This is a genomic window from Siminovitchia fordii DSM 16014 = CIP 108821 (genome assembly GCF_000374565.1).
Taxonomy (GTDB): domain Bacteria; phylum Bacillota; class Bacilli; order Bacillales; family Bacillaceae_C; genus Siminovitchia; species Siminovitchia fordii.
The window spans coordinates 180524-204275 of record NZ_KB894690.1; the positions used below are offsets into that span (position 1 = coordinate 180524).

General features: G+C 43.1%; 21 protein-coding genes. 13 read left to right on the forward strand and 8 right to left on the reverse strand.

The annotated features are described in order from the left end of the window. Positions 1-45: 45 nt before the first annotated feature. Positions 46-1677, reverse strand: coding sequence for a sigma 54-interacting transcriptional regulator (locus C509_RS0110735; RefSeq protein WP_018706940.1), 1632 nt, complete (start codon positions 1675-1677; stop codon positions 46-48). Positions 1678-2028: 351 nt separating this feature from the next. Here C509_RS0110735 and C509_RS0110745 point away from each other — a divergent pair, with 351 nt between their 5' ends. The 6 genes from C509_RS0110745 (at position 2029) to C509_RS0110770 (ending at position 9403) form a co-directional block, all read left to right on the forward strand. Beyond that, positions 2029-3204, forward strand: a complete 1176-nt coding sequence (locus tag C509_RS0110745) for an NAD(P)/FAD-dependent oxidoreductase (protein ID WP_018706942.1) — start codon at positions 2029-2031, stop codon at positions 3202-3204. Beyond that, complete coding sequence (locus tag C509_RS0110750; protein WP_018706943.1) at positions 3201-4238, forward strand: proline racemase family protein; 1038 nt, start codon at positions 3201-3203, stop codon at positions 4236-4238. Before C509_RS0110745 ends, C509_RS0110750 begins: the two co-directional genes overlap by 4 nt. Further along, positions 4235-5170, forward strand: coding sequence for a proline racemase family protein (locus C509_RS0110755; protein ID WP_018706944.1), 936 nt, complete (start codon positions 4235-4237; stop codon positions 5168-5170). The genes C509_RS0110750 and C509_RS0110755 overlap by 4 nt, the downstream gene beginning before the upstream one ends. 19 nt (positions 5171-5189) lie before the next feature. Continuing rightward, positions 5190-6659: an alanine/glycine:cation symporter family protein gene (locus C509_RS0110760; RefSeq protein ID WP_018706945.1), complete on the forward strand. Its 1470-nt coding sequence runs from the start codon at positions 5190-5192 to the stop codon at positions 6657-6659. Between the two features lie 321 nt (positions 6660-6980). Further along, a complete protein-coding gene (dapA, locus tag C509_RS0110765; RefSeq protein ID WP_018706946.1) occupies positions 6981-7901 on the forward strand; it encodes a 4-hydroxy-tetrahydrodipicolinate synthase in 921 nt (306 codons plus the stop codon). Then, positions 7898-9403, forward strand: a complete 1506-nt coding sequence (locus C509_RS0110770; protein WP_018706947.1) for an aldehyde dehydrogenase family protein — start codon at positions 7898-7900, stop codon at positions 9401-9403. The genes dapA and C509_RS0110770 overlap by 4 nt, the downstream gene beginning before the upstream one ends. Positions 9404-9526: 123 nt before the next feature. Here C509_RS0110770 and C509_RS0110775 read toward each other — a convergent pair whose 3' ends face one another. The 4 genes from C509_RS0110775 to C509_RS0110790 all read right to left on the reverse strand — a co-directional run bounded on the left by C509_RS0110775 (position 9527) and on the right by C509_RS0110790 (position 14818). Next, positions 9527-10756 carry a PucR family transcriptional regulator gene (locus tag C509_RS0110775; protein WP_018706948.1) on the reverse strand — a complete coding sequence of 410 codons (1230 nt, stop codon included), beginning with the start codon at positions 10754-10756 and terminating at the stop codon, positions 9527-9529. 79 nt (positions 10757-10835) lie between these two features. Next, positions 10836-12302 carry a sodium/proline symporter PutP gene (putP, locus tag C509_RS0110780; protein ID WP_018706949.1) on the reverse strand — a complete coding sequence of 489 codons (1467 nt, stop codon included), beginning with the start codon at positions 12300-12302 and terminating at the stop codon, positions 10836-10838. Positions 12303-12326: 24 nt separating this feature from the next. Beyond that, positions 12327-13871, reverse strand: coding sequence for an L-glutamate gamma-semialdehyde dehydrogenase (pruA, locus tag C509_RS0110785; RefSeq protein ID WP_018706950.1), 1545 nt, complete (start codon positions 13869-13871; stop codon positions 12327-12329). A gap of 29 nt (positions 13872-13900) precedes the next feature. Continuing rightward, on the reverse strand, positions 13901-14818 hold the full coding sequence (locus C509_RS0110790; RefSeq protein WP_018706951.1) for a proline dehydrogenase family protein: 918 nt from the start codon (positions 14816-14818) through the stop codon (positions 13901-13903). Between the two features lie 212 nt (positions 14819-15030). Between C509_RS0110790 and C509_RS27230 the strand changes: the two genes are divergently transcribed. Both C509_RS27230 and C509_RS0110800 read left to right on the forward strand, forming a co-directional pair. Further along, positions 15031-15162 (forward strand): hypothetical protein, encoded by a 132-nt coding sequence (locus C509_RS27230; RefSeq protein WP_281168069.1) that lies wholly within the window; start codon positions 15031-15033, stop codon positions 15160-15162. Positions 15163-15209: 47 nt separating this feature from the next. Then, on the forward strand, positions 15210-16034 hold the full coding sequence (locus C509_RS0110800) for a hypothetical protein (protein ID WP_026319802.1): 825 nt from the start codon (positions 15210-15212) through the stop codon (positions 16032-16034). A gap of 215 nt (positions 16035-16249) precedes the next feature. Here the strand turns inward: C509_RS0110800 and C509_RS0110805 are convergent, their stop codons facing one another. Next, complete coding sequence (locus tag C509_RS0110805) at positions 16250-16753, reverse strand: PaaI family thioesterase (RefSeq protein ID WP_018706954.1); 504 nt, start codon at positions 16751-16753, stop codon at positions 16250-16252. 127 nt (positions 16754-16880) lie between these two features. On the opposite strand from C509_RS0110805, the gene C509_RS0110810 reads away from it, so the two are divergent. Further along, positions 16881-17435: a thioredoxin family protein gene (locus C509_RS0110810; RefSeq protein WP_018706955.1), complete on the forward strand. Its 555-nt coding sequence runs from the start codon at positions 16881-16883 to the stop codon at positions 17433-17435. A 33-nt stretch (positions 17436-17468) separates the two neighbouring features. Here C509_RS0110810 and C509_RS0110815 read toward each other — a convergent pair whose 3' ends face one another. Continuing rightward, positions 17469-18374 carry a LysR family transcriptional regulator gene (locus tag C509_RS0110815; RefSeq protein ID WP_018706956.1) on the reverse strand — a complete coding sequence of 302 codons (906 nt, stop codon included), beginning with the start codon at positions 18372-18374 and terminating at the stop codon, positions 17469-17471. Positions 18375-18539: 165 nt separating this feature from the next. Between C509_RS0110815 and C509_RS0110820 the strand changes: the two genes are divergently transcribed. From C509_RS0110820 to C509_RS23805, 4 genes are all read left to right on the forward strand, one after another. Beyond that, complete coding sequence (locus C509_RS0110820; protein WP_018706957.1) at positions 18540-19616, forward strand: ABC transporter substrate-binding protein; 1077 nt, start codon at positions 18540-18542, stop codon at positions 19614-19616. Between the two features lie 128 nt (positions 19617-19744). Further along, complete coding sequence (locus C509_RS23800) at positions 19745-20485, forward strand: ABC transporter permease (RefSeq protein WP_245542464.1); 741 nt, start codon at positions 19745-19747, stop codon at positions 20483-20485. A gap of 13 nt (positions 20486-20498) precedes the next feature. Further along, a complete protein-coding gene (locus tag C509_RS0110830; protein ID WP_018706959.1) occupies positions 20499-21353 on the forward strand; it encodes an ABC transporter permease in 855 nt (284 codons plus the stop codon). Positions 21354-21392: 39 nt separating this feature from the next. Further along, complete coding sequence (locus C509_RS23805; protein ID WP_018706960.1) at positions 21393-22277, forward strand: carbon-nitrogen hydrolase family protein; 885 nt, start codon at positions 21393-21395, stop codon at positions 22275-22277. A gap of 57 nt (positions 22278-22334) precedes the next feature. On the opposite strand, the gene C509_RS25535 is transcribed toward C509_RS23805, so the two are convergent. Then, positions 22335-23695, reverse strand: a protein-coding gene (locus C509_RS25535; RefSeq protein WP_154654392.1) for an IS3 family transposase whose coding sequence is annotated in 2 segments (ribosomal slippage) — positions 22335-23239 and positions 23239-23695 — 1362 coding nt in all. Because the reading frame shifts where the segments join, the coding sequence is not laid out codon by codon here. Positions 23696-23752 lie beyond the last annotated feature (57 nt).

The following is a 23752-nucleotide window of genomic DNA, read 5'->3' on the forward strand; positions in this document are numbered from 1 at the left end:
CTCCTTCAATTCGTTGCAAAAATATAATGCAAGAAATATACCAGATTAACTTAATCCGAGGCGTTTCATTCGATTGTATAGGGTGGCTCTAGTGATGCCGAGCTGTTTCGCGCAATGGGCTTTATTTCCCTTAGCGATTCTTAATGCCCGCTCCAATACTCCCTTTTCATGTATATCCATCTCTTCCTGGAGAGGGAGAATTTCTTCCTTTTCACTCGTTCGCCCGTCATTTATTTGAGCCTGATTAATCACTCGTCCATTTGAATTAAAAGGCAAGTATTCTGTTTTTATCAGCCCATCGACTGCAAAAACAACTAGGCGCTCAATGACATTCCGGAGCTCTCGAATATTCCCCGGCCAGTCGTATTGGAGTAGAGCATGCATGATATCTGATGGGAATCGGTGAATCGGCCGTTTATATCGAATGGACAATTCTTTAAAAAAATGGCTTGTCAGTTCAACGATATCTTCTTTTCTTTCCCTTAACGGTGGAATTTGTATGCTGACCACATTCAATCTATAAAATAAATCTTCGCGGAATTTCCCGTCTTCGACAAGCTCTGCCAAATCGCGGTTTGTAGCAGCAATAACACGAAAATCGATATCTATTTCTTGTTCTCCCCCGATTCGGTAAAACTTACGCTCTTGTAATACCCGTAACAGCTTTACTTGCATATCCAGCGGCATTTCACCGATTTCATCTAAAAAAAGCGTTCCTCCTTTCGCTAGTTCTACTTTTCCTTTTTTCCCTTTTTGGCTGGCACCAGAAAAAGCTCCTTTTTCATAGCCGAACATTTCACTTTCAAATAATGATTCCGGAATCGCACCGCAGTTAACGGGGATGAAAGGGGCCTCTTTCAGTTCACTTGCCTCATGAATGGCCTTGGCAAACACTTCTTTGCCTACCCCGCTTTCACCCATAATCAGGACAGTGGACTTTACTCCGCAAACTTTTCTGGCAAATTCAACTGTTTTTTGAAGGGCAAGGCTTTTTCCTTTGATGGTACTGAAGGGGTCTTGAGTTTTTCTATACTTGGCAACTTCCTGCTCGAGACGATGGACTTCCGTTGACATGTTGAATAACTTTTCATTAAGAAGCACATGGCTTGTAACATCTGTTTCAGAGACTACAGCCCCGATGATTTCTCCGTCGCAAAGAACGGGATTGGAGTTGATCAGCACAAACAAGTCGGATCTGGGCTGGTGCTGATGATGGGCAATGCTTTTTCCCTTATGGAGGGATTCCAGTATTTCAAGCTTTTCCGGTTCAAAAAAATCGGTTATTTTTCGACTCAAAATTTCATTTTGTTTGATGGAAAAAATCTTTTCTGCACCTTCGGTCCATGTTTTTACCCGTTCCTCCTTATCAATGACGGTTACGGATGAGTCGGTTGTTTGAATAACGGTCGTATAAAAAGCTTTCAATTGCCTGTATAAGATGTAAAAAATTTGGATGATTTCAGAGGCTGACACAGTTCCAACCGGCTGATTTTGCTCATCCAGGATGACAATTGAGGAAGCCTCCTGAAACGCTTGAATTAAGTCTTCCGTCGAGTCGTCTACGTGGACGGTTTTGTATGGTTGTTCCTTTTCCATATATAAAAACTGGTTGGTGTTTGATTTTATTTTCAATGCTTCTTTTAGAATATCTTCAATGGATGGAAGTGAAAAAGCCATTTAGCTGCCTCCCGTGAGTAAAATTTTTTATACAGTGTCTATTTAATTATACATCCACTGTTTAATTTTTTAAATGTTCTTATAAAATAAAGCCGTTTAACTTCATTCAGCAGAAGTCTCCCAATTCTGTAAGTGGTGAGATGAATGCATATTGGTATTCCGTTCAGTGGGGGTTCAAACCCCGGCTGAATAAAGTTAAAGCCTCCGGCGGATGCCACAGATTTTCAGAGGAAATTTATCGAGCGGAGCTCGATAAAATCTGGGCGCAAACACGCCAAGGCGCATTTGATCGAGCATACGCAATGGCACAATCCTTGCAAATATAGTTAGGCAACGAAAGGAGGGACAGTATTGAAGCATACCGACGTATTGGTGATTGGCGGCGGGATTATTGGCTGTGCGATCGCTTATTACGTATCCAAATCAGGGCGGCAAGTGACTATTCTCGAAAAAAGGGAATTTGTCAGTGGGACGTCTTCCAAATGTGACGGAAACATTTTGGCGATTGATAAAGATCCCGGCTTTGACAGCCAAATGTCCCTGGTCAGCCAAAAGCTGGTGGATCAACTGTCAAAAGAATTGAACTATCCCTTTGAATACCGTGCACCAGGAAGCATTCTTGTCTGTGAGTCGGAGGAAGAAATGGAAGCAGCTCAGCAGTGGGTAGATAGGCAAAAGGCAGCAGGACTGCCTTTCCGGATATTGGATCGCGAAGACATTCGCCAGGAATCAAAGTACTTTGCCGATGATCTGCTAGGTGGTTTGGAATGTGCTACGGATTCAACCATTAATCCCTATATGCTCGCTTTTGCTTTACTGGAAAGCGCACAAAACTATGGAGCTGAAGCTTGGAAACGAACCGAAGTAAAAAGTATAAAAAAAGAACCAGATGGAGGGTTTAGAGTAGAAGCTTCGAATGGCGATTTTAAGGCTAATCAAGTGGTAAATGCATGTGGTGTCTGGGCACCTCGAATTGGAGAAATGTTAGGACTTTCCATTCCAATTCAGCCAAGGAAAGGGCATATTATTGTTGCTTCCAGACAGGAACATGTCGGCTCCCGCAAGGTAATGGAATTCGGCTACTTGATTTCTAAGTTTGGAGGGCAGCGGCGAGTGGATTCACTCACCGAAAAGTACGGAGTGGCCCTTGTGTTTGAACCGACGGAAAGTCAAAACTTTCTTATCGGAAGCAGCAGGGAGTTTGTCGGCTTTGATACGAGAGTGAAAAATGAAGTCATTGAGTGCATTGCGAGAAGGGCGATCCGTTTTTATCCGAAGATGGCGGATATGATGATGATACGTTCCTACGCCGGTCTGCGTCCATACACAGAAGATCATCTACCAATCGTTTCCCATGTGGATGAAGTCCCAGGCTTTTACATAGCGGCAGGCCATGAAGGGGATGGGATCAGCCTTTCGGCTGTGACCGGAAAAGTGCTTGAAGAGATGCTTAATGAAAAGGGAACGTGCATTCCTGTTGATCCGCTCCGCTATAACCGGTTTTCGAAAAAGGTGGTGAGTCGATGAAGGCACATAAGGTGTTTACAACCATTGATACACATACGGGAGGGAACCCGACAAGGACTTTGATCAGCGGTCTTCCTGAATTGAAAGGAAGCACTATGTCAGAGAAAATGCTTTATATGAAAAAAGAATATGATTGGATTCGAAAGCTGCTCATGAATGAACCAAGGGGACATGATGTTATGTCTGGAGTGTTGCTTACGGATCCTTGCCATCCTGAAGCTGACCTCGGTGTGATTTATATTGAAACAGGCGGATATTTGCCGATGTGCGGACACGATACGATAGGTGTCTGTACTGCTTTGATTGAGACGGGAATCATTGAAGCGAAAGAACCTGTCACTACTTTAAAACTGGATACGCCAGCAGGAGTGGTGGAAGTAGAAATCAGGGTTGAGAACGGGAAGGCCAAAGAAGTGTCATTCTGCAATGTACCGGCTTTTTTGTTGAGAAGAGTCTCAGTTGACGTGGAAGGAATTGGAAAAGTAAAAGCAGATATAGCCTATGGAGGCAATTTCTACGCCATCATTGACGCAAAGTCAATCGGGATTGAGCTGATTCCTGAAAACGCCTCCACGATAATCGATCAGGCGATTACAATCAGAAACACCATCAATGAGCAGATAGAGGTTGTCCATCCGAAATATCCTTTCATCAATGGATTAACCCATATAGAGTTTTTTACAGATCCAACAAACGAAAAGGCGGATGTGAAAAATACCGTTGTCGTCCCGCCTGGGGGAATAGATCGTTCACCTTGCGGAACTGGAACTTCAGCCAAACTAGCGGTTCTTTATGCCAATCAGGAAATTGTCGTAGGAGAAGAGTTCGTACACGAAAGCATTGTTGGCTCTTTGTTTAAAGGACGCGTCTTGGAAACAACAAGCGTAAATGGGCTGGAAGCAGTCGTAACGAACATCTCAGGATCTGCTTGGCTGATGGGCATGCATCGCTTCTTCTACAACGAAGAAGATCCGTTAAAAGAAGGTTTTCTCCTCATTCCGCCAATGGAACATGAAAGGGAGGAAGTGAAATGAACCTTCAAAAAATATACACTGCAACAGACGTACACATAGCAGGTGAAGTGTTTCGGATCATTAATGATGTACCTTTTGTTCAATATGGAAGTTTAAAAGAGTTCGATGAGCAGCTGCCAAGCGTATTCTCGGAAGAGATGGCACTTTTACTTAATGAGCCGCGGGGGTTTGCGGGGATAAACGGATGTCTGGTCGTTCCTCCGTTCACCGAGAGTGGTGATGTGGCAGCCGTCTTTTTTAACCATGAAGGTACATTGCCTATTCATTATGGAGGGGTTATTGCAATAGTTACTGCAATGCTTGAAAGCGGCAGATTGCAGGAGAAAGCAGCTGGTGAGTATTACATCGAAACGGTACAGGGTGTGATTCCTGTGATTGCAGTAAAGGAAAAAGAACAAGTTGTCTCTGCAAGAGTGGCACTTGGAGAATGTTCTGTGATTAAAACTGATGTTCCGCTGCTTGATGAATCGTATACAATCGTTCAGGCGGATCAACGGTATGCTCTGTTTGATAATAAAGCACTGGGTTTAAAAATTGAGCTCAGTGAGCTTTCCGCTTTAAAAAAGTGGGGGAAAAACAACTTACAGGAACTAAAAACTAATTCTGACATACAAGGCATCATACTGATGGATGATGAAGCACTGGTACAAGGAAAAATTAAGACCGTCACCTTTCGGAAGGATGGTTGGATTGTCCGATCACCGGGCTTTGGACCAACAACAGCTTGTTTTGCATCCCTTTTATCAAGAGATGGAATAGAAGTGGAACAAACTCTATTAAATGAAAGCGTTTACGGAAGCTTTCTTGAATCCAAGGCACATTATGACGGGAAAGTTCAATTCTCTGTGAATGCAAGAGCATTTATTACCGGATTGCAAACCTTTGTACTCGATCCGACGGATCCGTTGCCGAAGGGGTTTTTAATTAAATAAATTTTAGGGGGAGCCCATGATGGAAGGAGTCATTAATTGGCTGGTCGATCAAGTATGGGGGACTGGTCTAGTTGTTTTTGCACTTGGAGCAGGACTATTTTTCTCTATTACGACTCGTTTTGTTCAAATTCGGTATTTTAAAGAAATGATTCTGTTGTTGTTTGAGGGAAAAAGCTCCGAGAACGGTATCTCCTCTTTTCAGGCATTTTGTTTAGCTTTGTCAGGCCGTGTAGGGGTAGGGAATATCGCAGGTGTGGCAACCGCCATTGCATACGGCGGACCGGGAGCGGTTTTCTGGATGTGGGTCATGGCGTTGTTGGGCGGTGCGAGTGCCTTTATTGAATCGACGCTTGCACAAGTATTTAAGAGCAAGGTGGGAAATGCATATCGCGGGGGAACTCCTTATTTTATTGAAAAAGGGTTAAATCTCAAGTGGTTTGCTGTAATCATGGCTGTGGTTGTCACTATTTCCTACGGATTCTTAACACCTGGAGTACAGGCAAATAATATTGCAGCAGGAATGGAAAATGCCTTTGGCTTAAACAAGACAGTTACCGGAATATTCTTGGTTGCTTTACTTGGAGTAATTATTTTTGGCGGTCTAAAACGCATTGCCAGTGTATCGCAAACCGTTGTTCCGTTTATGGCGGTTGGCTATGTGGTCGTTACTTTTATTGTATTAGGCTTGAATTATGACAAAGTGCCTGGGATGCTTTCCTTGATCTTCACTAGTGCTTTCGGATCCAATCAAATCTTTGGCGGAATAGTAGGAACAGCGATTGCCTGGGGGGTCAGAAGGGCCATATTCTCCAATGTTGCCGGTTGCGGGGAAGCGACATATAGTTCTGCGGCTGCTGAAGTGTCACATCCCGCTAAACAAGGATTAGTTCAAGCTTTCTCAGTCTATATTGATACAATTTTGGTTTGTACGGCAACGGGTCTAATGATTCTGGTAACGGGGATGTATAATGTGACGCCGGAGGGAAGAGATCCGATTGTTCAGACGTTGCCCGGCATCGAGGCGGGTCCTGCCTATACTCAAATGGCGGTCGAAACAGTGCTGCCTGGATTCGGTCCCGGGTTTGTGTCCATAGCTATTTTCTTCTTTGCGTTTACTACGTTGATGGCTTATTACTATATCGCAGAAACAACGTTGATCTATTTGAGCGGAAAGCGAGAATTGCCTTGGTTGAAAACAACGCTAAAAATTGTCATGCTCCTCATGATCTTTATAGGCAGCGTTAAATCAGCATCTATGATGTGGGCGCTGGGTGATATCGGATTCGGATCTATGGCATGGCTCAGCCTGCTTGCGATTTTACTTCTCACTAAACCGACTTTAAAAGTTTTAAAAGATTATGAGACTCAGAAAAAAGCAGGTAAAGATCCTGTTTTTGATCCGATTCAGGCTGGCATAAGCGGCGCTGATTTTTGGGAGGAAAAATGTAAACAGGCTCGTATAGCCAAAGAAAAGAGTTCAATTGGATAGAAAAAACTTACCTGTCCAGTTCTGTACTGACCGTTCTTGTAATCTTTTTGAATACCCTGACTCCCTACTGTGTGTATTCTAAGGACCTGATTTTTTAACTTCATTCAGCAGAAATCTCCCACTTCTGTAAGTGGTGAGGGTGAATGCATATTGGTATTCCATTCAGAGATTAAACCCCGGCTGAATAAAGTCAAGGTCTCCGGCGGATGCCACAGATTCTCAGAGGAAACTTATCGAGCGGAGCTCGAGAAAATCTGGGAACAAATACGGTCATGCGGATAGATAAGAATGAAGTAATAGAATCATTAGGAGGAATAGATGATGAAAAATTTAAAAGGCGTATTTCCAGTATTGATTACACCGATGCACCAAGACGAAACGATCAATTGGGAAGGTTTTAGTAACAATATTGAGTATTTCATTAACCAAGGTGTCGATGGACTTGCTATCAATGGAAGCACAGGAGAATTTGTAAGTTTGACGAAAGAGGAGCGATTTAAGGCTGTTGAAGTGGCTGTTGAGCAGGTTGGCGGCAGAATCCCTCTTATCGTGGGAACTGCAGCGGAAACTACGGAGGATGCGATCGAATACACTCTGCAGGCTGAGAAGGCGGGAGCAGATGCCGCACTACTCATCAATTCATATTACGCTCATCCAAAGGAAGAAGAGATTTACGAACATTTTAAGGCTGTGGCTGAATCTGTGTCCTTTCCAGTTATGATCTATAACAACCCTTTCACATCAGGAGTGAACATTTCGGTTGATACAATCCTTCGGACAGGCAAAAATGTGAGGAATATTACGCACGTCAAAGAATCCAGCGGAGAAATCAGGAACGTTCGTGACATTTCTCGCCAAGGCAAAGGATTTATCAAAACATTCTGTGGAGCGGACGATATGGTTCTTGAATCGTTCATGGTCGGGGCGGAAGGTTGGATTTCCGTTGGGGGGAACATCGCACCGCGGACGGCCAAGGAAATGTATGATGCCTATATGGCAGGGGACATCGATCGTGCATGGGAATTGTATGATAAACTGCTTCCCCTTTTGAACTTCCTTGAGGGTTCCGGAAAGTATGTCCAAATTACCAAACATGCTATGGACTTGAAGGGGCTCGCCGGCGGCCCGGCCCGTAGGCCGCGTCTTGGATTGAACCAGGAAGAGCAGGAAACACTTAAAAGGTTAATGGAGCAGTTGGATGTTCTGGAAGCATCAACGATCCACGGAGGGGAAGGAAAATGACAGAAGTAAAGGCAAAATCAACAGAGCTGAAGCCAAGAGTTCGGGAGTTTTTAAAAAATAAATTAGGGCTGTATATTAACGGGGAATTTGTCTCATCAAAAAGCGGGCAGACATTCGATGTATTGAATCCGGCCACGGAAGAGAAGATTGCGGAAGTTTATGAGGCGGGGGAGGGAGACATCGATTTGGCAGTTTCCGCAGCCCGCTGCGCTTTTGACAAAGGGGAATGGACCCGGATGGACGCTGCTTCGCGTTCCAGGCTGATCTACAAGTTTGCAGATTTAATCGAAGAGCACAGGGAAGAGTTGGCGCAGCTGGAGACATTGGATAATGGAAAGCCGTATGCTGTTGCCTTGGCCGACGATGTGGACGGCACTGTTCAGCACTTCCGGTACTATGCGGGCTGGGCCACGAAGATTGAGGGGAAAACAGTCCAAGTCTCACCGGATTATCTGAACTATATCGTTCATGAACCGATTGGGGTCGTCGGGCAGATTATCCCATGGAATTTTCCGCTTGCGATGGCAGCATGGAAGCTGGGGTCGGCCTTGGCGGTCGGCTGTACTGTGGTGATCAAACCGGCAACTGAAACACCACTCTCCATTCTGTATGCGGCGCAATTGTTTAAAGAAGCCGGCTTTCCGGACGGTGTGGTAAATGTCGTCCCTGGATCTGGCCGGATAGCCGGGGAAGGGATGATCCGCCATAAAGGTGTCGATAAAGTAGCTTTTACGGGATCAACGGCGGTGGGCAAGTCGGTCATGAAGCAGGCCGCGGACCAAATCAAGGGAGTGACACTGGAGCTTGGTGGAAAGTCCCCGGCGATTATTCTGGAAGATGCGGATTTAAGTGAAGCGATTGACGGGGCGTTTGCAGGAACAATGTATAACCATGGCCAAAACTGCAGTGCATGCACAAGGGTTTACGTTCACCGCTCCCTGTATGACGAAGTATTGCAGGGATTGGCCGAAAGGGCAAATTCACTAAAAGTCGGGCATGGACTTGATGAAGCGACTGAAATGGGGCCTCTTGTTTCACAAAAACAGCTAGAAACTGTCCTCTCCTATATCGAAAAAGGGAAGGAAGAAGGTGCGCGCCTTATTGCAGGAGGAGAACGTGTCTATGACAAAGGGTATTTTGTCCGCCCCACTATTTTTGCAGATGTGACAGATGATATGACCATCGCCCGGGAGGAAATCTTCGGGCCGGTCATGGCTGTCTTCCCGTTTGATACGGTGGAAGAAGTCATCCGTCGGGCAAATGACAGCGACTACGGGTTGGCAGCGAGTATCTGGACGGAAAACGTTAAAAAAGCCCATTATATCGCGGGCAAACTCCAATCCGGGACAGTCTGGATCAATGATTTTGGCCTTGAATGGGAAACCATGCCATTCGGTGGTTACAAACAGTCTGGAATCGGCCGCGAAATGGGCGGGGAATACGGACTCGCAAACTATACCGAAGTAAAAAGCGTCTTTGTAAATATGAAAGAGAAGAGATAACGAAAAGAACTCTTGGAGAGCTGTTAATTGCTTTCCGAGAGTTTTTAGGATTGTTTCGCTGAGACGAATTGTTACCAAAGATGACGATATGGTTTATTCTTAGAACATACTGGAAACAGCTTCTTACCCTTTCACTTTCATAATCTGCAAATCAATATATAGTTGACAATTTTTATGGAAGTCATCAAACGAAATCGAAGTCGACTCCGTAATTTGATTCAGTCGGTATTTCAGTGTGTTTGTATGGATGAATAGCTTCTCCGCAGCTTGCTTCAGCCTGCAATTTTCCTCCAAGTAGGTTTCAAGCGTTTGAAGCAGATTCGTTTGGCTTTCTTTGTCCTTTAGTTTCAGCTTCAGAAGGTCCTCATTCACGACATCCATTTTTTTCTGCTGCTGTGAAATCGCCTCCAAATATCGGTAAAGCCCAAGGTTTTTGTATTCAAATGATGGAAGTTCCTTCAGCCCGATCAATTTGGCTACTTTAATGACTTCCATAGCTTCAAGATAACTTTTCCTAAGATGGGTGACAGAGGTATGTTCACGGCTGATTCCAGCATAGACCTGCTCCCCAGTAAACTGTGCCAACACTGACGATGTCAGGGTGTTTGCGTGCATAGACAGTTCTTTCGGGGAAGATAGGCTGCTGCCTATCATCACAATCACCATCAGCTGATCAATGAAAAGGTGGCTTGGCATCTTTAACGCATTTGCGAAAAGTCCAACTTTTTCAAGTAGCTCTCCAAAAGATTCTTCACTAGAGGGGCCAACTGTAAAAACGATGGAAATAAAGGAATCTGGCATGGGAATTTTAACATTGGCGGCTTCCCATTTGATTTGGGCTTCCGTTTGGAAAGCTTCCTCCAGGACTTTTCTATAAAAATTATTCTTCTCTTCGTCTTTTTTCAGCTTCAATTGCTTATTTTGATAGAGAAGTTTGCCTACATGAAAAGAGACATCCAGCAAAAAGTTGAGGTCTTTATCGGTCAGTGGTCGGTCGGTTTCCTGCACCCAGATGAAACCCAAAACGCGATCTTTATATTTAGCGCTTACAACAACACGCTGATTCAATCCAATCTCCTCTATCTGCTCCACTCTGAATGGTTCGGGAATTGTTTTTAACTGATCGACAATCCCTTCACTCATAAACTTCTCCAAGATAGGAATCGTCCAGCGTTTTGTAAAAATGGTTTGCTTGTTGGCTTCATCAAACTGGTCGATGTAAAAAGAGCTGTAAGCCAAAAGGGAAAATTGTTCATCTTCTATGACAACGGGCTTTTTTAAATATTCACTGATCATCTCTGTTATTTCTTCGACACTCGTCAGAGACATGATTTTTTCCAAGAGGCTGTCCATTGAAACTCCCCCCATCCAAAATACAAGCGGTCAATGAAAAGTTTATCACACTTTTCATTGACCGCTTCAAGAAAACACACTATTCCTTCAAAAGACGCAAGCTCTCATCAAACTCTTTGTCGATTTCTTCATTCGGTTTAAATGTGATCAGGCTGACAATCACTGCAACGAGAAGGTTGATGATGAAGCCTGGCACAATTTCGTATAGAGGAGAGTTCAAGCTTTGCCAAACAAGTACAGTCACAGCCCCGGCAACCATTCCGGAAATCGCTCCCCAGTTTGTCAGCTTTCTCCAATAGAGGCTTAATACAACGACCGGACCGAACGAAGCGCCAAACCCAGCCCATGCGTGGGCTACAAGATTCAGGATCGACTCCGTTTTATTGGAGCTGAGAATAAAGGCTATCAATGCCACGGCTAAAACGGCCATTCGTCCGAAAAAGACCAGCTCTTTGTCACTTGCATCACGACGGAAGATTAATTTGTATAAGTCTTCAGTCAGAGCGCTTGAAGTAACGATCAACTGTGATGAGATGGTACTCATGATGGCAGCAAGAATCGCCGCTAAGACAAAACCTGCAAATAATGGATGGAAAAGGATTTGGCCCAGCTCGATAAAGACAGCTTCCTTATCATGCAGTGTGTGATTCGTCGTATAGAAATACGCGATCCCAATAAGGGCTGTCAATACAGCTCCCAGCAACGATACAATCATCCAACTCATCCCAATTCGGCGGGCTACTTTTGTTTCTCGTACTGAACTGATGGCCATGAACCTTACAATGATATGGGGCTGCCCTACATAACCGAGACCCCAAGCAAGGAGGGAAATAATTCCGATCAATGTTGTATCCCTAAAAAATGAAAAAATTTCAGGGTCAATAGACTGAATCGTTTCAACTGTTTTTGCCGGACCTCCCGTATTCATAACTGCCAATGCCGGTACAATCAACAGTGCAGTCAACATGATCAGGCCTTGAGCAAAGTCCGTCCAGCTCACAGCGAGGAAACCGCCAAAAAGTGTGTAGGCCACGACAACGAAGGCGATGATGAGCAACCCTTGCTGATAACCGAATCCAAAAGAGGTTTCAAAGAAAACGGCTCCTGCGACTAGACCTGAAGAAACATAAAAAGTAAAAAAGACCAAGATGATAAGGGCCGAAACAATTCGCAGCAGTTTCGTATTGTCTTTCAGCCTATTTTCAAAGAAAGAGGGGATTGTAATGGAATCATTGCTCACCTGTGTGTAGCTGCGGAGTCTAGGTGCGACAAAAATCCAGTTTAAGTAAGCTCCTATCGTTAAACCGACGGCAATCCATACACTGGTCAATCCGCTTGCGTAAACAGCTCCGGGCAGCCCCATGAGGAGCCAGCCGCTCATATCTGCAGCCCCGGCGCTGAGCGCCGTGACTGCCGGACCAAGAGACCGCCCCCCGAGCATATAATCGGTCAGGTCGCCTGTCTTCCTATAGGCTACCCAGCCAATCACAAGCATGAGTAACATATACACAACAATTGTGACAAGCTTTAAAGTTTCATCTGTCATAAAAATTCATCTCCGTTCCAATGACTACAACATTTCAGATGTAGTCTTCGCCTGCATATGAAGCAGAAGATAATCTGGGCCTCCAGCCTTGGAATCGGTACCGGACATATTGAAGCCGCCGAAAGGCTGATATCCTACTATCGCCCCTGTACATCCGCGGTTAAAATATAAATTCCCGACATGGAAATCTTCACGGGCTTGTTCCAGGTGCATGCGGTTGTCGGAGATGACAGCTCCTGTCAGCCCATATTCAGTGTTATTGGCAATCTCCAACGCTTCCTTAAAATCTCTCGCTTTGGCGAATGCTACGACTGGACCGAAAATCTCTTCTTGCATGATGCGTGCTTTAGGATCCACCCCAGCAAAAATGGTCGGTTTGATGAAGTAACCTTGTGAGTCATCACCTTCTCCCCCGATCATCAATTCACCTTCGTTTTTTCCGATTTCGACATACTTCATGATTTTATCAAATGCATTTTGGTCGTTCACCGGTCCCATAAAATTATTCTGATCGGCAGGATCCCCTACGGTCAGCTCTTTGGTTAATTCGACGGCACGATTTAACACTTCATCATATACATCATCAACAATGACAGCGCGGGAACACGCAGAACATTTTTGTCCGGAAAACCCAAAAGCCGAGCGAACGATTGATTGAGCTGCCAGCTCCAGGTCTGCTTCCTTATCCACGACAATTGTATCTTTTCCCCCCATTTCAGCAATTACGCGCTTCAGCCAAATCTGGCCTTCGTTTACAATAGCTGCACGTTCGTAGATACGTGTGCCGACTTCTCTTGACCCTGTAAAACTGATAAAACGGGTTTTTGGGTGGTCGACAAGGAAGTCGCCGACTTCGGAGCCGCTTCCCGGAATATAATTGAGAACCCCTTTTGGCAATCCTGCCTCTTCCATCACTTCAACAAATTTGGCTGCGACGACAGGTGTGGTTGATGCCGGCTTCAAGAGGACCGTATTACCTGAAACGATGGCGGCCACGGTTGTTCCGGCCATGATGGCAAAGGCGAAATTCCATGGTGAAATGATTACACCAACACCAAGCGGGATATAATCATATCGGTTGTATTCTCCTGGCCGGCTCTCCACTTTTTTCCCGTCTTTCAACTCAAGCATCTGCCTTCCATAGTATTCCAGGAAGTCAATGCCTTCTGCCGTATCGGCATCCGCTTCATTCCATGGCTTCCCGGCTTCTTTGACAAGCAATGCAGAAAATTCATGTTTTCTTCGACGAATGATGGCTGCCGCTTTGAATAGGACATCTGCCCGGATTTCTGGTTTTACTTTTTTCCAAGATTCAAAGGCTGCGAGTGCACTGTCCATCGCCTGTTGAGCCAATACTCGGTTAGCTTTCGACACTCGGCCGACGGTTTCTTCTTTGTTTGCAGGATTTATAGAAATGATTTTTTCAACCGTCGTGATTTTTTCACCGCCGATAACTAAAGGGTAGTCCTTGCCAAGATAGCTTTCAACCAAATCCAGCCCTGCTTTGAATGCCTGTTTGTTTTCCTCTTTGGAAAAATAAGTGAATGGTTCATGTTTATAAGTGATCATCCGCCACAACTCCTTATTATTTTATATGATTATTTTTTTACTAATCCCTTAAAGGCAAATGAAATATTTGCCGGCCTTTCAGCCAGCCTTCTCATGAAATAACCATACCAATCGCGTCCGTATGGCACGTAAACTCTCATTTTATATCCTTGTTCCACTAACTCCAGTTGAGTCTTGCTCCTCATCCCGTACAACATTTGGAATTCGAATTGGTCATTTGGGATCTTCAGTTTTTCTGCAAGTGCCTTTGTATAGTTGATCATTTCGTCATCGTGAGTGGCGACGGCCGTATACAGTCCGTATTCCAAGCTTTGCCTAATCAATTTTTTATAATTGTCATCGACATCCTTTTTATCGGGATAGGCAACTGTTGCCGGCTCTTTGTAGGCCCCTTTAACAAGCCGTAAAAACGGTTTCAAAACACTTAATTTTTTTAGATCCTGTTCCGTTCGGTACAAATAGGCCTGCAGGACTGTACTGACACAACTGTACGATTCCCTGAGCTGTTTAAATAGCTCCAGTGTTTGCTCACAGCGTGGCTCATCTTCCATGTCGATCGTAACCATGACGCCATGTTTTTCAGCTGTATCTAAAATGCTTGTCATGTTTCTGACGACAAGATCCCGGTCAATATCAAGGCCAAGCGATGTCATTTTAACGGATATGTGGGAATCGAGCTTTTCCCTGGCGATCGTTTCGACCGTTTCAATGGCTTCCTTTGTTCTTTCGATGGCTGTTTCTTTTGAATGGACAAACTCTCCCAAGTGATCAACAGTGGTGGACAAACCCTTTCTGTTAAGCTCTCTGATGATTTGGACCGAATTTGGAAAATCAATTCCGGCGATGATTTTTCCTGTTACAATACCGCTGCCTCTTTTCCTTGCCACCTGATTCAGCCAATTGTTTTTGGAAAGACATAAAAAGAAATTTCTTGTTACCGCTTCCATTTTATTCACCACCTTAGGTATATTAGACTTAACTTTATTGTATAAACTTTAAAATTATCTGGCATCGTCTGGAGAAAACAAAATTTGGCTGCTTTTGTTGTTGGTTGGGGACAAAACGGGTGGGACTGTAGAAAGGTAAAGGGGAATTGGAGGGGAAATATCAAGGTTTTAAAGGAGAGTCTCTTTAGAAGGCCCTTGTCGGTTCTGATTAAATGAATCTAGGAAACTTTATTCATTTAGTCATCATCACACTTCAAAGAGCGCGAATCTCGATAAAAGCGCATCGTACGGTCACCATGAATCCTGTTTTTAATAAAGTCCGTTTGCCATGGAAATATCCATAGCTTTACATGAATTAGAAGATGGAATCTAAATGAAGTGGAGGATAGGGATGGAAAAATTCATTTGTACAACCTGTGGTGTTCAATATCATAAGAGCGAAGAGCCACCTGAATACTGCAGTATTTGTACGGAGGAGAGGCAGTACGTGAATCCGAACGGCCAGGATTGGACGACGCTTGATGATATGCGGGCCAGTGGTATTTATCAAAATGAAATAGTGAGAATGGAGGAAGGCCTTTACAGGATAACGACGGTGCCGGAATTCGGGATTGGCCAGTCCGCCTTTGTTGTTCAAGGCGACAGAATCAATGTTCTATGGGACTGCATCTCTTATCTTGATGTAGAAACCCAAAAGCAAATAAGGGAGCTGGGAGGAATTGATGGCATCAGTCTTTCCCATCCGCATTATTATTCGACTCAGGTTCAGTGGGCAGAAGCGTTTGATTGCCCCATTTATATTCATGAGGATGACAAAAAGTGGGTGATGGAGCCGAGCAACCGAATTGTTTTTTGGTCGGATGAACAATTGGAATTGTCTGAAGATCTTTTTCTGCATCGGCTCGGCGGACATTTCAAAGGTGGATCTGTTCTGCATTGGCCGGGAGGAAACGGTGGAAAAGGAATTTTATTGACCGGCGATATTATTCAAGTTGTGGCAGATACAAACTGGGTCAGTTTCATGTACAGTTATCCGAATCTTATACCACTTCCAGCCAGCAAAGTAAAGGAGCTGGCCAATCGTGTGAATGACCTTCATTTTGACCGCTTGTATAATGCTTTCCAAAAGGCAGTCATCAAAAATGCTCATGAAGCTGTGCAAAGGTCTGCCAAACGGTATATAAACGCATTGGAAGGAACTTTGCTTGATACTTAAAAACCCCCGTAAACGTCAGATTGTGTCTAACAATTACGGGGCAGTTCACAGAAGGATGCTTTTTATAAAATAGATCAAGTTCTATAATAGAAAGAATGTGTACGATGCACAGGAGGCAGGAGGTCTTAGTGCCGTCGGTGGCACAGGACATAGAACTTTTATCGATCAGGTACATTGGCTTAAGGATCAGATCGGTGGCCGAGGGATTCCTCTTACTAAGGCTGTGCGTCTTGAGCTTTTCTTTCAGTTCTAAAGGTATCAGGCATGACGACAGCCATTACTTCGCCCTTCGCACATAGTATGTTCCCGGCGAAGACTTCTACTGAGGTTTTCCATTTCTTAGGGTGGATCTCTTCGACTGTACCAATCGCTTTTAAAGCTGTTCCTTGGGGAGTAGGTTTTAAATAATCGACATGCAATGAAGCTGTAACGAATCGAGGAGGAGCTTCCCCGCTGCCTGGTTCGTGGCCATTTTTCCTATGTAGGGCAAGTGCGGCTGAGCCTGTACCGTGGCAGTCGACCAGTGAAGCGAGTAATCCGCCATAAACAAAACCGGGAATCGCCGTATGTTCTTCTTTGGGTTCATAAATGGTGACCGTTTTGCTGCCTTCCCAGCCAGTCCGAAAATGATGACCTGCCTCGTTTAGGCGCCCGCATCCAAAACAGTGGGCGAATTCATCCGGATATTCGTCTTGAATGGCGTTATTGATTATTTCCAACTTTACCTTCCCCTTCCTTTTTCAAAATATGTTTGTCTATCTATCTTATATTAAACAAGCAGTTTTGTTTACAGAATAATCACGATTCGATAAGCTTTTTTATAAGAAAAACGAAGGAGTGACAAAAATGAACTTGAATAGTTGGTTTGAAAAAGGATTGACGCCTGAGCAATATATGGATAAGTTGGAGTACCATAAAGACAGCTTTTTACATATTTTTGAGAACTTCCAACCGCCTGTTGACGAAGAGTTTTTGAATAAAATAAAAGAGAAGAACCTGCGTGTTGCAGCGTTGGCTGAAGTTTGGTGTGGCCATTGTATGTTAAATGTTCCCGTTTTGCTTCGGCTGGCGGAAAAAACAGATATGGACGTCCGGCTTCTCCCGCGTGATCAGCATTTGGATTTGATGGACAAATATTTAACAAATGGAAAGCGGGTCATTCCGATATTCATTTTCATCGATGAAAATGGCAATGAAGTGGCAAAGTGGGGACCGATCACCGAATCGACGAAAGCTTTTGTCGACGAGTATAAAAAAGAACTGCCATCAAAAGAAGATGACAACTATGATGAGAAATTCAAAGAGATGGTTAAAATCGTCGCAAAAACGTTCAAAGAAACCCCTGATTTTTGGAATAACTCTTATGAGAGCATAAGAGAAACTTTAAATGGAGTAAAATAAACTTAAATAGGGCGGGGCGATGCCCCGCCCTATTTAAGTTTGGAACTGCAATCCTTTGGCAACATCTCTGGTGATGTCCAAAAAACGTTCGACAATAGACGGCTGGTAATGGTTTTGAAGTGTGACCAAGCTTAATTTTGTTTCCAGTGTGGGTTCCGCTAAAGGAACAAGGTTGGGCAGTCCGGCCCAATTGAACTGGCTGAAATTTTGAGGTACAAAGCTGATTCCTACTCCTTTCATCACCATTAAAAGCATGGGGAATACTTCCGTTCCCCAATAAATTACGTCAGGGGAAAAACCGCTGTTATTGCAGGCTTCCATGATCTCTTCAGCAATTCCCGAACCGTGCGAGGAGGTAGGCAGGATGAATTTCTCATCCCGCAGATCGGCAATACTGATCAACGGCTTTTCCAATAATGGATGCCCGGGGGGCAATGCCAGCAGTAAAGGTTCCGTCATTAAAGTGGAAATATGGAGATCTTCCGCTTCAAATATCGTACGTACAATGCCGATATCTACTCTATGATTTCTCAATTCATTCAGTACAAATGAAGAATTTCCCTCCTTTACACGCATGACGATGTTTGGTGCCTCGTCCCGGAGTCTTTTCACAGCATCGGGAATGATGAATAGATTAGCAGAGGTAATGCATCCCGCGGTGACAGTCCCACGTATTCCGCCGTTATGCTCAACCAGCTCTTTTACCATCTTTTCGGTCGATGCAATCAGCTCTTTTCCCCGGGAATATAAAAATTCCCCGTCCCTTGTTAAAGTTAGACGTCTCCCGGAACGGTCAAATAATGCAACTTTTAATTCTTTTTCAAGCTTGCCCATCATTATGCTTAAGGGCGGTTGTGTCATATTCAGGGCTTCAGCCGCTTTAGAAACACTTCCTTCTTCTACTATTTTTATGAAACAGCGTAATCGATGAAGATCCATATTACTTCTCCTCTTACTAAAGTAGTTAAATTATTTGTAATATATATTAAATTCATATGTATTATATATTTGCAATAATATAAAAATCAACTATACTATAGTTTACAGTTAGAATGAAAGGGTTTTCAATAGTTTTATAGATTTTAATAATAAGGAGGAATCATCTTGAGAAAATTTACATCGCTGATGGCTGCTTTGGTGCTAGTGTTTGTTTTGGCAGCATGTGGGAACTCTTCAAAATCTTCTTCGGAATCCGACGGAGGAGAAGGAGAGAAAAAGCTGGCAAAGGAATTGAAAGTTTTTAACTGGGGAGAATATATATCTCAAGATCTTTTAAAAAGCTTTGAAAAAGAATATGGTGTTAAAGTGATCTTAGACACATATAGCGCCAATCAGGAAATGTACACGAAACTTAAAGGCGGGGCTGTTTCTTATGATGTCGTTTTTCCGACCGATTATTTTGTAGAACAAATGATTAAAGACGATTTTCTTCAAGAGTTAAATATGGATAATATTCCGAATTTTGAGCATATATCTGAATCATTGAAAAACCAGGATTTTGATCCTGGCAATAAGTATTCCGTTCCTTATTTCTACGGAAGCATCGGACTGGCCTACAATAAGAAAAAAGCTGGAGAACCAAAGAGTTGGAATGATTTATGGAACCCTGAATATAAAGGCCATGTGGCCATGAATGAAAGTGCTAGGGAAGTATTCACAGTCCCTCTTCAGGTGTTAGGCTATGACATTAATAAACCCACAGAAAAACAACTTGAGGAAGCTAAGGAAAAATTAACAGAGCTTCACCCTAATGTACTGACATATGATGGTACACCTGAAGCCCAGTTTGTAAGTGGAGAAGCTTGGATTGGCATGTCATACAATGGTGATGCTGCACGGGCAATGGCTAAAAATCCAGACGTAGGATTCGTTTTACCTGAAGAAGGCGGAGTGCTTTGGATGGATAATATGGCCATTCCAAAAACTGCGGAAAATAAATATACCGCAGAAGTATTCATCAATTTTATGCTGGACCCCGAAAACAGCAAAAAGAATGCGGAAGAAATAAACGGCAGCAGTCCCAACGCGGCAGCAGTTGAGTTGATGGATGACGATATCAAAAATAATACCGCCATTTACCCGACGGATAAGGAAGTTGAAAGAGGAGAATGGTATCAAATCTTGGATCCTAAAATTCTTGAGTCAATCAATCGTTTATATAACGAGCTGAAAATTCAATAATACAAAACATATTGTATTGAATAAAGTGGCCTGTCGAGCCACTTTATTTTCAATTACTGCAACATAGAAAGGTAGATGTTAAGGTGCGGCCAAAAACAAAGAAGATACTCTCCATATATACATTCATTATGTTTTTATTTTTCTACGTACCCATACTTGTACTGATGGTTTACTCTTTTAATGACTCAAAGACGGGGACTACATGGACTGGTTTTACATTTGAATGGTATGCACAATTATTTTCAAATGGACAAATTTTAAGTGCGACGAAGAACAGTTTATTTATTGCGATTGTCACAACTGTGATTTCTGCTTTGATAGGCACGCTTGCTGCACTTGCCTTGCATCGGTATGATTTTCCAGGCAAGAAGCTGTTTGATTTTTTATTTTACATTCCTGTCGTTATCCCTCACGTGGTAGTCGCTGTTGCTTTGTTATCTCTATATGGCTGGATGGACGTAACTCTGGGTACAACAACTGTCATACCCGGTCACGTAGCGTTGACCACCTCATACGTCATTTTTGTTGTCATGGCACGGCTGGTGAGATTTGACAGTTCCATAGAGGAAGCTGCCAAAGATCTCGGTGCCAACGGGTGGCATACGTTTTGGAGAGTTACATTTCCATTGATCTTTCCTGCGATTCTTGCAGGATCCTTATTGGTTTTTACGATATCTCTTGATGAGTTTAATATATCCTATTTTACCGCGGGACCAGGATCCAATACTTTGCCGGTTCTCGTCTATTCAATGGTCCGTCAGGGGATATCCCCTGAGATTAATGCCCTTTCTACTATTATGATTTTGTTGATTGTAATCGGGGTTATTGCAGCAGGAAAAGGTATGGGAAGTTCAAACAAAAGTAGATAATGGGGTGATGATTATGGTTAAAAATGTAAGAAGTGCTTATGCGATGCTGTCGCCAAGTTTACTTTGGCTGCTATTTTTCCTTATGATACCAGTCGTCATGATTTCCATCATCAGTTTTACGGTGAATGGCGGATATGGAACAACCATTTATGAGTTTAGCGTGGAATCCTATAAAACTGCTTTCAGTTCCTTGTACTTAAAGGTCATTTGGAATTCCCTTTATTGGGCGTTTATGACAACAATTGTTTGTCTCCTATTGGCGTATCCTTTTGCCTACTTTGTGGCTCATGCCGATAAATGGAAAAACCTTCTGCTTGTCCTTGTCATGATCCCGTTTTGGTGCAATCTTGTTATACGACTTTACTCCTGGATCATCCTATTGAATAATGAAGGTGTGATCAATAATATTCTTCTAAAACTTGGATTAATTTCGGAATCGGTCAACATGCTGTATACACCCAGTGCAGTTTTGATCGGCATGGTTTATGGATTTCTTCCATTTATGATTCTTCCTATATATTCATCTATTGAACAATTGGATAAGACTTATTTGGAAGCATCAGAAGACTTGGGGGCAAGCCCTGTAAAGACATTTTTAAATGTTACCCTTCCCCTCACTATGCCTGGTGTACTGGCAGGCATCATCATTACTTTCGTTCCTGCGTTGAGTGTATTTGTCACAACGGATTTGTTGACCGGAAATAAACTGGTTATGGTCGGAAATGTCATCCGTGATACCTTCATGGTGGAAATGAACTGGCAGCTTGGATCTGCGCTGGCTATTCTCCTGACAGTGCTCGTTTTGATATCCATCATGCTATTTATGAAATACACTTCTTCCAGGGGCCGGAAAAACTTTCTTGTTTAATGTGTAACGGTGGAATTTGGCAGAAAGGAAGAGAATCATATGGACCTTATTGTTTCAGCGATTCAATACTATATAAGAGAAATCGTTGATGAAAAACAGTTTGAAGAACAGGTTGAATTAATGACAAACAAAGCAATGGAAGACAATCCGGCTTTTATCTTATTTCCTGAATTTTTTTCAACACAGCTGATTTGCCTTCATCCAAACGGATCGGAATATGATTTGGTCAGGAGACTTGATCAATATACGGATCTTTATCTCAATTTGTTCAGGCGGTTAAGTATTGCAAACAATGTTCATATTATAGGCGGCTCTCATGTAGTAAAAGATGAAAACGGCCGGTGGGTCAATCGGTGCTTCCTGTTTTACCCTGACGGTAAGTTTGTCCATCAGGATAAAATCCATTTGACACAATTTGAAAAAAACGTGTGTCTTTTGGACGCCGGGAGTCAGTTGAACATCTTTGAGACTGAGTGGGCTAAAGTGGCGTTGTTAACATGCTATGACATTGAATTTCCGGAATTGTCGAGAAAGGCGGTGTCCGATGGGGCGGAGATTATTTTCTGTCCATCGTGGACCGAAACGATGCACGGAGTGTATCGTGTCGATCATTGTGCAAGGGCAAGGGCGGTAGAAAACCAAGTCTTTGTTGTAAAAACAGCCACTCTCAGCAATTTGCCCAAACTAGGAAACTTCTCAACAAATGCTGGTTTTGCAGGAATCTATTCTCCATGTGATCCATATTTTACAGAGGACGGGATTGTGGCCAGGGGAGAAAATGATAAAGAAATGATCGTAAGCGGGCGGCTTGATTTGGGAGCTTTGAGAAGGTCACGGGAGCATAGCCCGGCACCGCTGTTGAATGATGTACGGAATGATGTTTATACAGTTCAATTTCATGGTGTTAAGTTAAACAAAAATTAAACTAAGAAAAGCCTCTCGAACTGAAGTGACCCCAAAAAGTTAGACACGGTTATTTCGTCAGGCGGCATGTTGGGCATGAACCCGGTATTGTATCGGGCTCATGCCTTTTAATTTGGCCTTAATCCGTTTGTGATTATAGTATTTTATATACTTTTCTAGTTCTAGTTTAAAGTGTTCCACACTTTCAAACTCCTTAAGATAAAGAAATTCAGACTTCAGGATACCGAAAAAGTTTTCAATAACGGCGTTGTCATAACAGTTGCCTTTACGTGACATACTTTGCGTAATCCCGCGTTTCTCTAGGGTATGCCGGTATTTTTTCATCTGATAATGCCATCCTTGATCTGAATGAAGCAGGAGTTCATCCTCTTCTGATAGTCGCTTAAATGCCTGATCCAGCATGGTGGAAACTAGTGAATAGGTTGGTCTTGGCCCGATTGTATAAGTGATGATTTCCCCATTAAACAAATCCAGTATGGGTGATAAATACAGCTTCTCCCCAAATAATTTAAATTCCGTAATATCGGTAACCCATTTCTCATTTGACTTTTCAGCCTGGAAGTTACGGTCTAAGATATTCGGCGCGATCTCACCAACCGTCCCTTTATAGGATTTATATTTTTTGATGCGGACTATACATTTAATCCCCAGTTCCTTCATGAGGCGCTGTACTTTTTTGTGGTTTACCTTATACCCACGATTTCTGAGTTCATCGCGTATACGGCGGTAACCAAAACGACCTTCATGTTCATCATAAATAGACTGAACCAATTGTTTCAGTTCTTTATCAGGGTCTGGCCGGCCAAAATTTTTTACGTTGTAATAATAAGTGCTGCGTGGAATACCTGCTAGTTTGATTAGTGCCTTTACCGGAAATTCATGCCTTAGTTCATAGACTACTTGTGCCTTGTCTTGTTTGGTGACTTTTCCTTGTTTTGAACTAAGGCGTTCAACTTTTTTAAATAAGCATTTTCCATACGCAAACGTTCTACTTCTGCCTGTAAAGATTCTACGGATCCTTCGGCTGAACGTTTTTTATTCAGTTGCTTTTCATCTTTTCTTTTCATGGCTGGACGCCCCTTTTTCTTTGGAATAAGGGCATCTATCCCACCAGACTCCAGGAGTTTTTTCCAGCTCCGTATCAAGTTGGTGGTAGGAAGGTTGAAAATCGCAGATGTTTCTCGGATAGACGTCCCGTGTTCATTTATATAGTTTAGTACGTCTAGTTTATAGTCTGCTGTATAGTTTGTATAGCTCTTTATAAATGCTTGTTCCCCATGGTACTCATAACGCTTAACCCAAAGACGAAAATCTCCACAATCAACTCCAAGAGAGTTTGAAATATCCTGATATGACTCCTTTCCTTCTAAATAGCGAAGAACAGCAGTATGTTTATTTGAATCTGATATTTTTACCATCTAAAAAAGCACCTCCAAATGTTCGAGTATGTGTCTAACATTCGGGGTGCAGTTCAA

Excerpts from the sequence above, each read along its gene's own strand:
- C509_RS0110735 (WP_018706940.1), bottom strand. The coding sequence starts at position 1,677 with ATGGCTTTTTCACTTCCATCCATTGAAGATATTCTAAAAGAAGCATTG.
- C509_RS0110750 (WP_018706943.1), top strand. The coding sequence starts at position 3,201 with ATGAAGGCACATAAGGTGTTTACAACCATTGATACACATACGGGAGGG.
- C509_RS0110755 (WP_018706944.1), top strand. The coding sequence starts at position 4,235 with ATGAACCTTCAAAAAATATACACTGCAACAGACGTACACATAGCAGGT.
- C509_RS0110760 (WP_018706945.1), top strand. The coding sequence starts at position 5,190 with ATGGAAGGAGTCATTAATTGGCTGGTCGATCAAGTATGGGGGACTGGT.
- dapA (WP_018706946.1), top strand. The coding sequence starts at position 6,981 with ATGAAAAATTTAAAAGGCGTATTTCCAGTATTGATTACACCGATGCAC.
- C509_RS0110770 (WP_018706947.1), top strand. The coding sequence starts at position 7,898 with ATGACAGAAGTAAAGGCAAAATCAACAGAGCTGAAGCCAAGAGTTCGG.
- C509_RS0110775 (WP_018706948.1), bottom strand. The coding sequence starts at position 10,756 with ATGGACAGCCTCTTGGAAAAAATCATGTCTCTGACGAGTGTCGAAGAA.
- putP (WP_018706949.1), bottom strand. The coding sequence starts at position 12,302 with ATGACAGATGAAACTTTAAAGCTTGTCACAATTGTTGTGTATATGTTA.
- pruA (WP_018706950.1), bottom strand. The coding sequence starts at position 13,871 with ATGATCACTTATAAACATGAACCATTCACTTATTTTTCCAAAGAGGAA.
- C509_RS0110790 (WP_018706951.1), bottom strand. The coding sequence starts at position 14,818 with ATGGAAGCGGTAACAAGAAATTTCTTTTTATGTCTTTCCAAAAACAAT.
- C509_RS27230 (WP_281168069.1), top strand. The coding sequence starts at position 15,031 with ATGAATCTAGGAAACTTTATTCATTTAGTCATCATCACACTTCAAAGA.
- C509_RS0110800 (WP_026319802.1), top strand. The coding sequence starts at position 15,210 with ATGGAAAAATTCATTTGTACAACCTGTGGTGTTCAATATCATAAGAGC.
- C509_RS0110810 (WP_018706955.1), top strand. The coding sequence starts at position 16,881 with ATGAACTTGAATAGTTGGTTTGAAAAAGGATTGACGCCTGAGCAATAT.
- C509_RS0110815 (WP_018706956.1), bottom strand. The coding sequence starts at position 18,374 with ATGGATCTTCATCGATTACGCTGTTTCATAAAAATAGTAGAAGAAGGA.
- C509_RS23800 (WP_245542464.1), top strand. The coding sequence starts at position 19,745 with ATGTTTTTATTTTTCTACGTACCCATACTTGTACTGATGGTTTACTCT.
- C509_RS0110830 (WP_018706959.1), top strand. The coding sequence starts at position 20,499 with ATGGTTAAAAATGTAAGAAGTGCTTATGCGATGCTGTCGCCAAGTTTA.
- C509_RS23805 (WP_018706960.1), top strand. The coding sequence starts at position 21,393 with ATGGACCTTATTGTTTCAGCGATTCAATACTATATAAGAGAAATCGTT.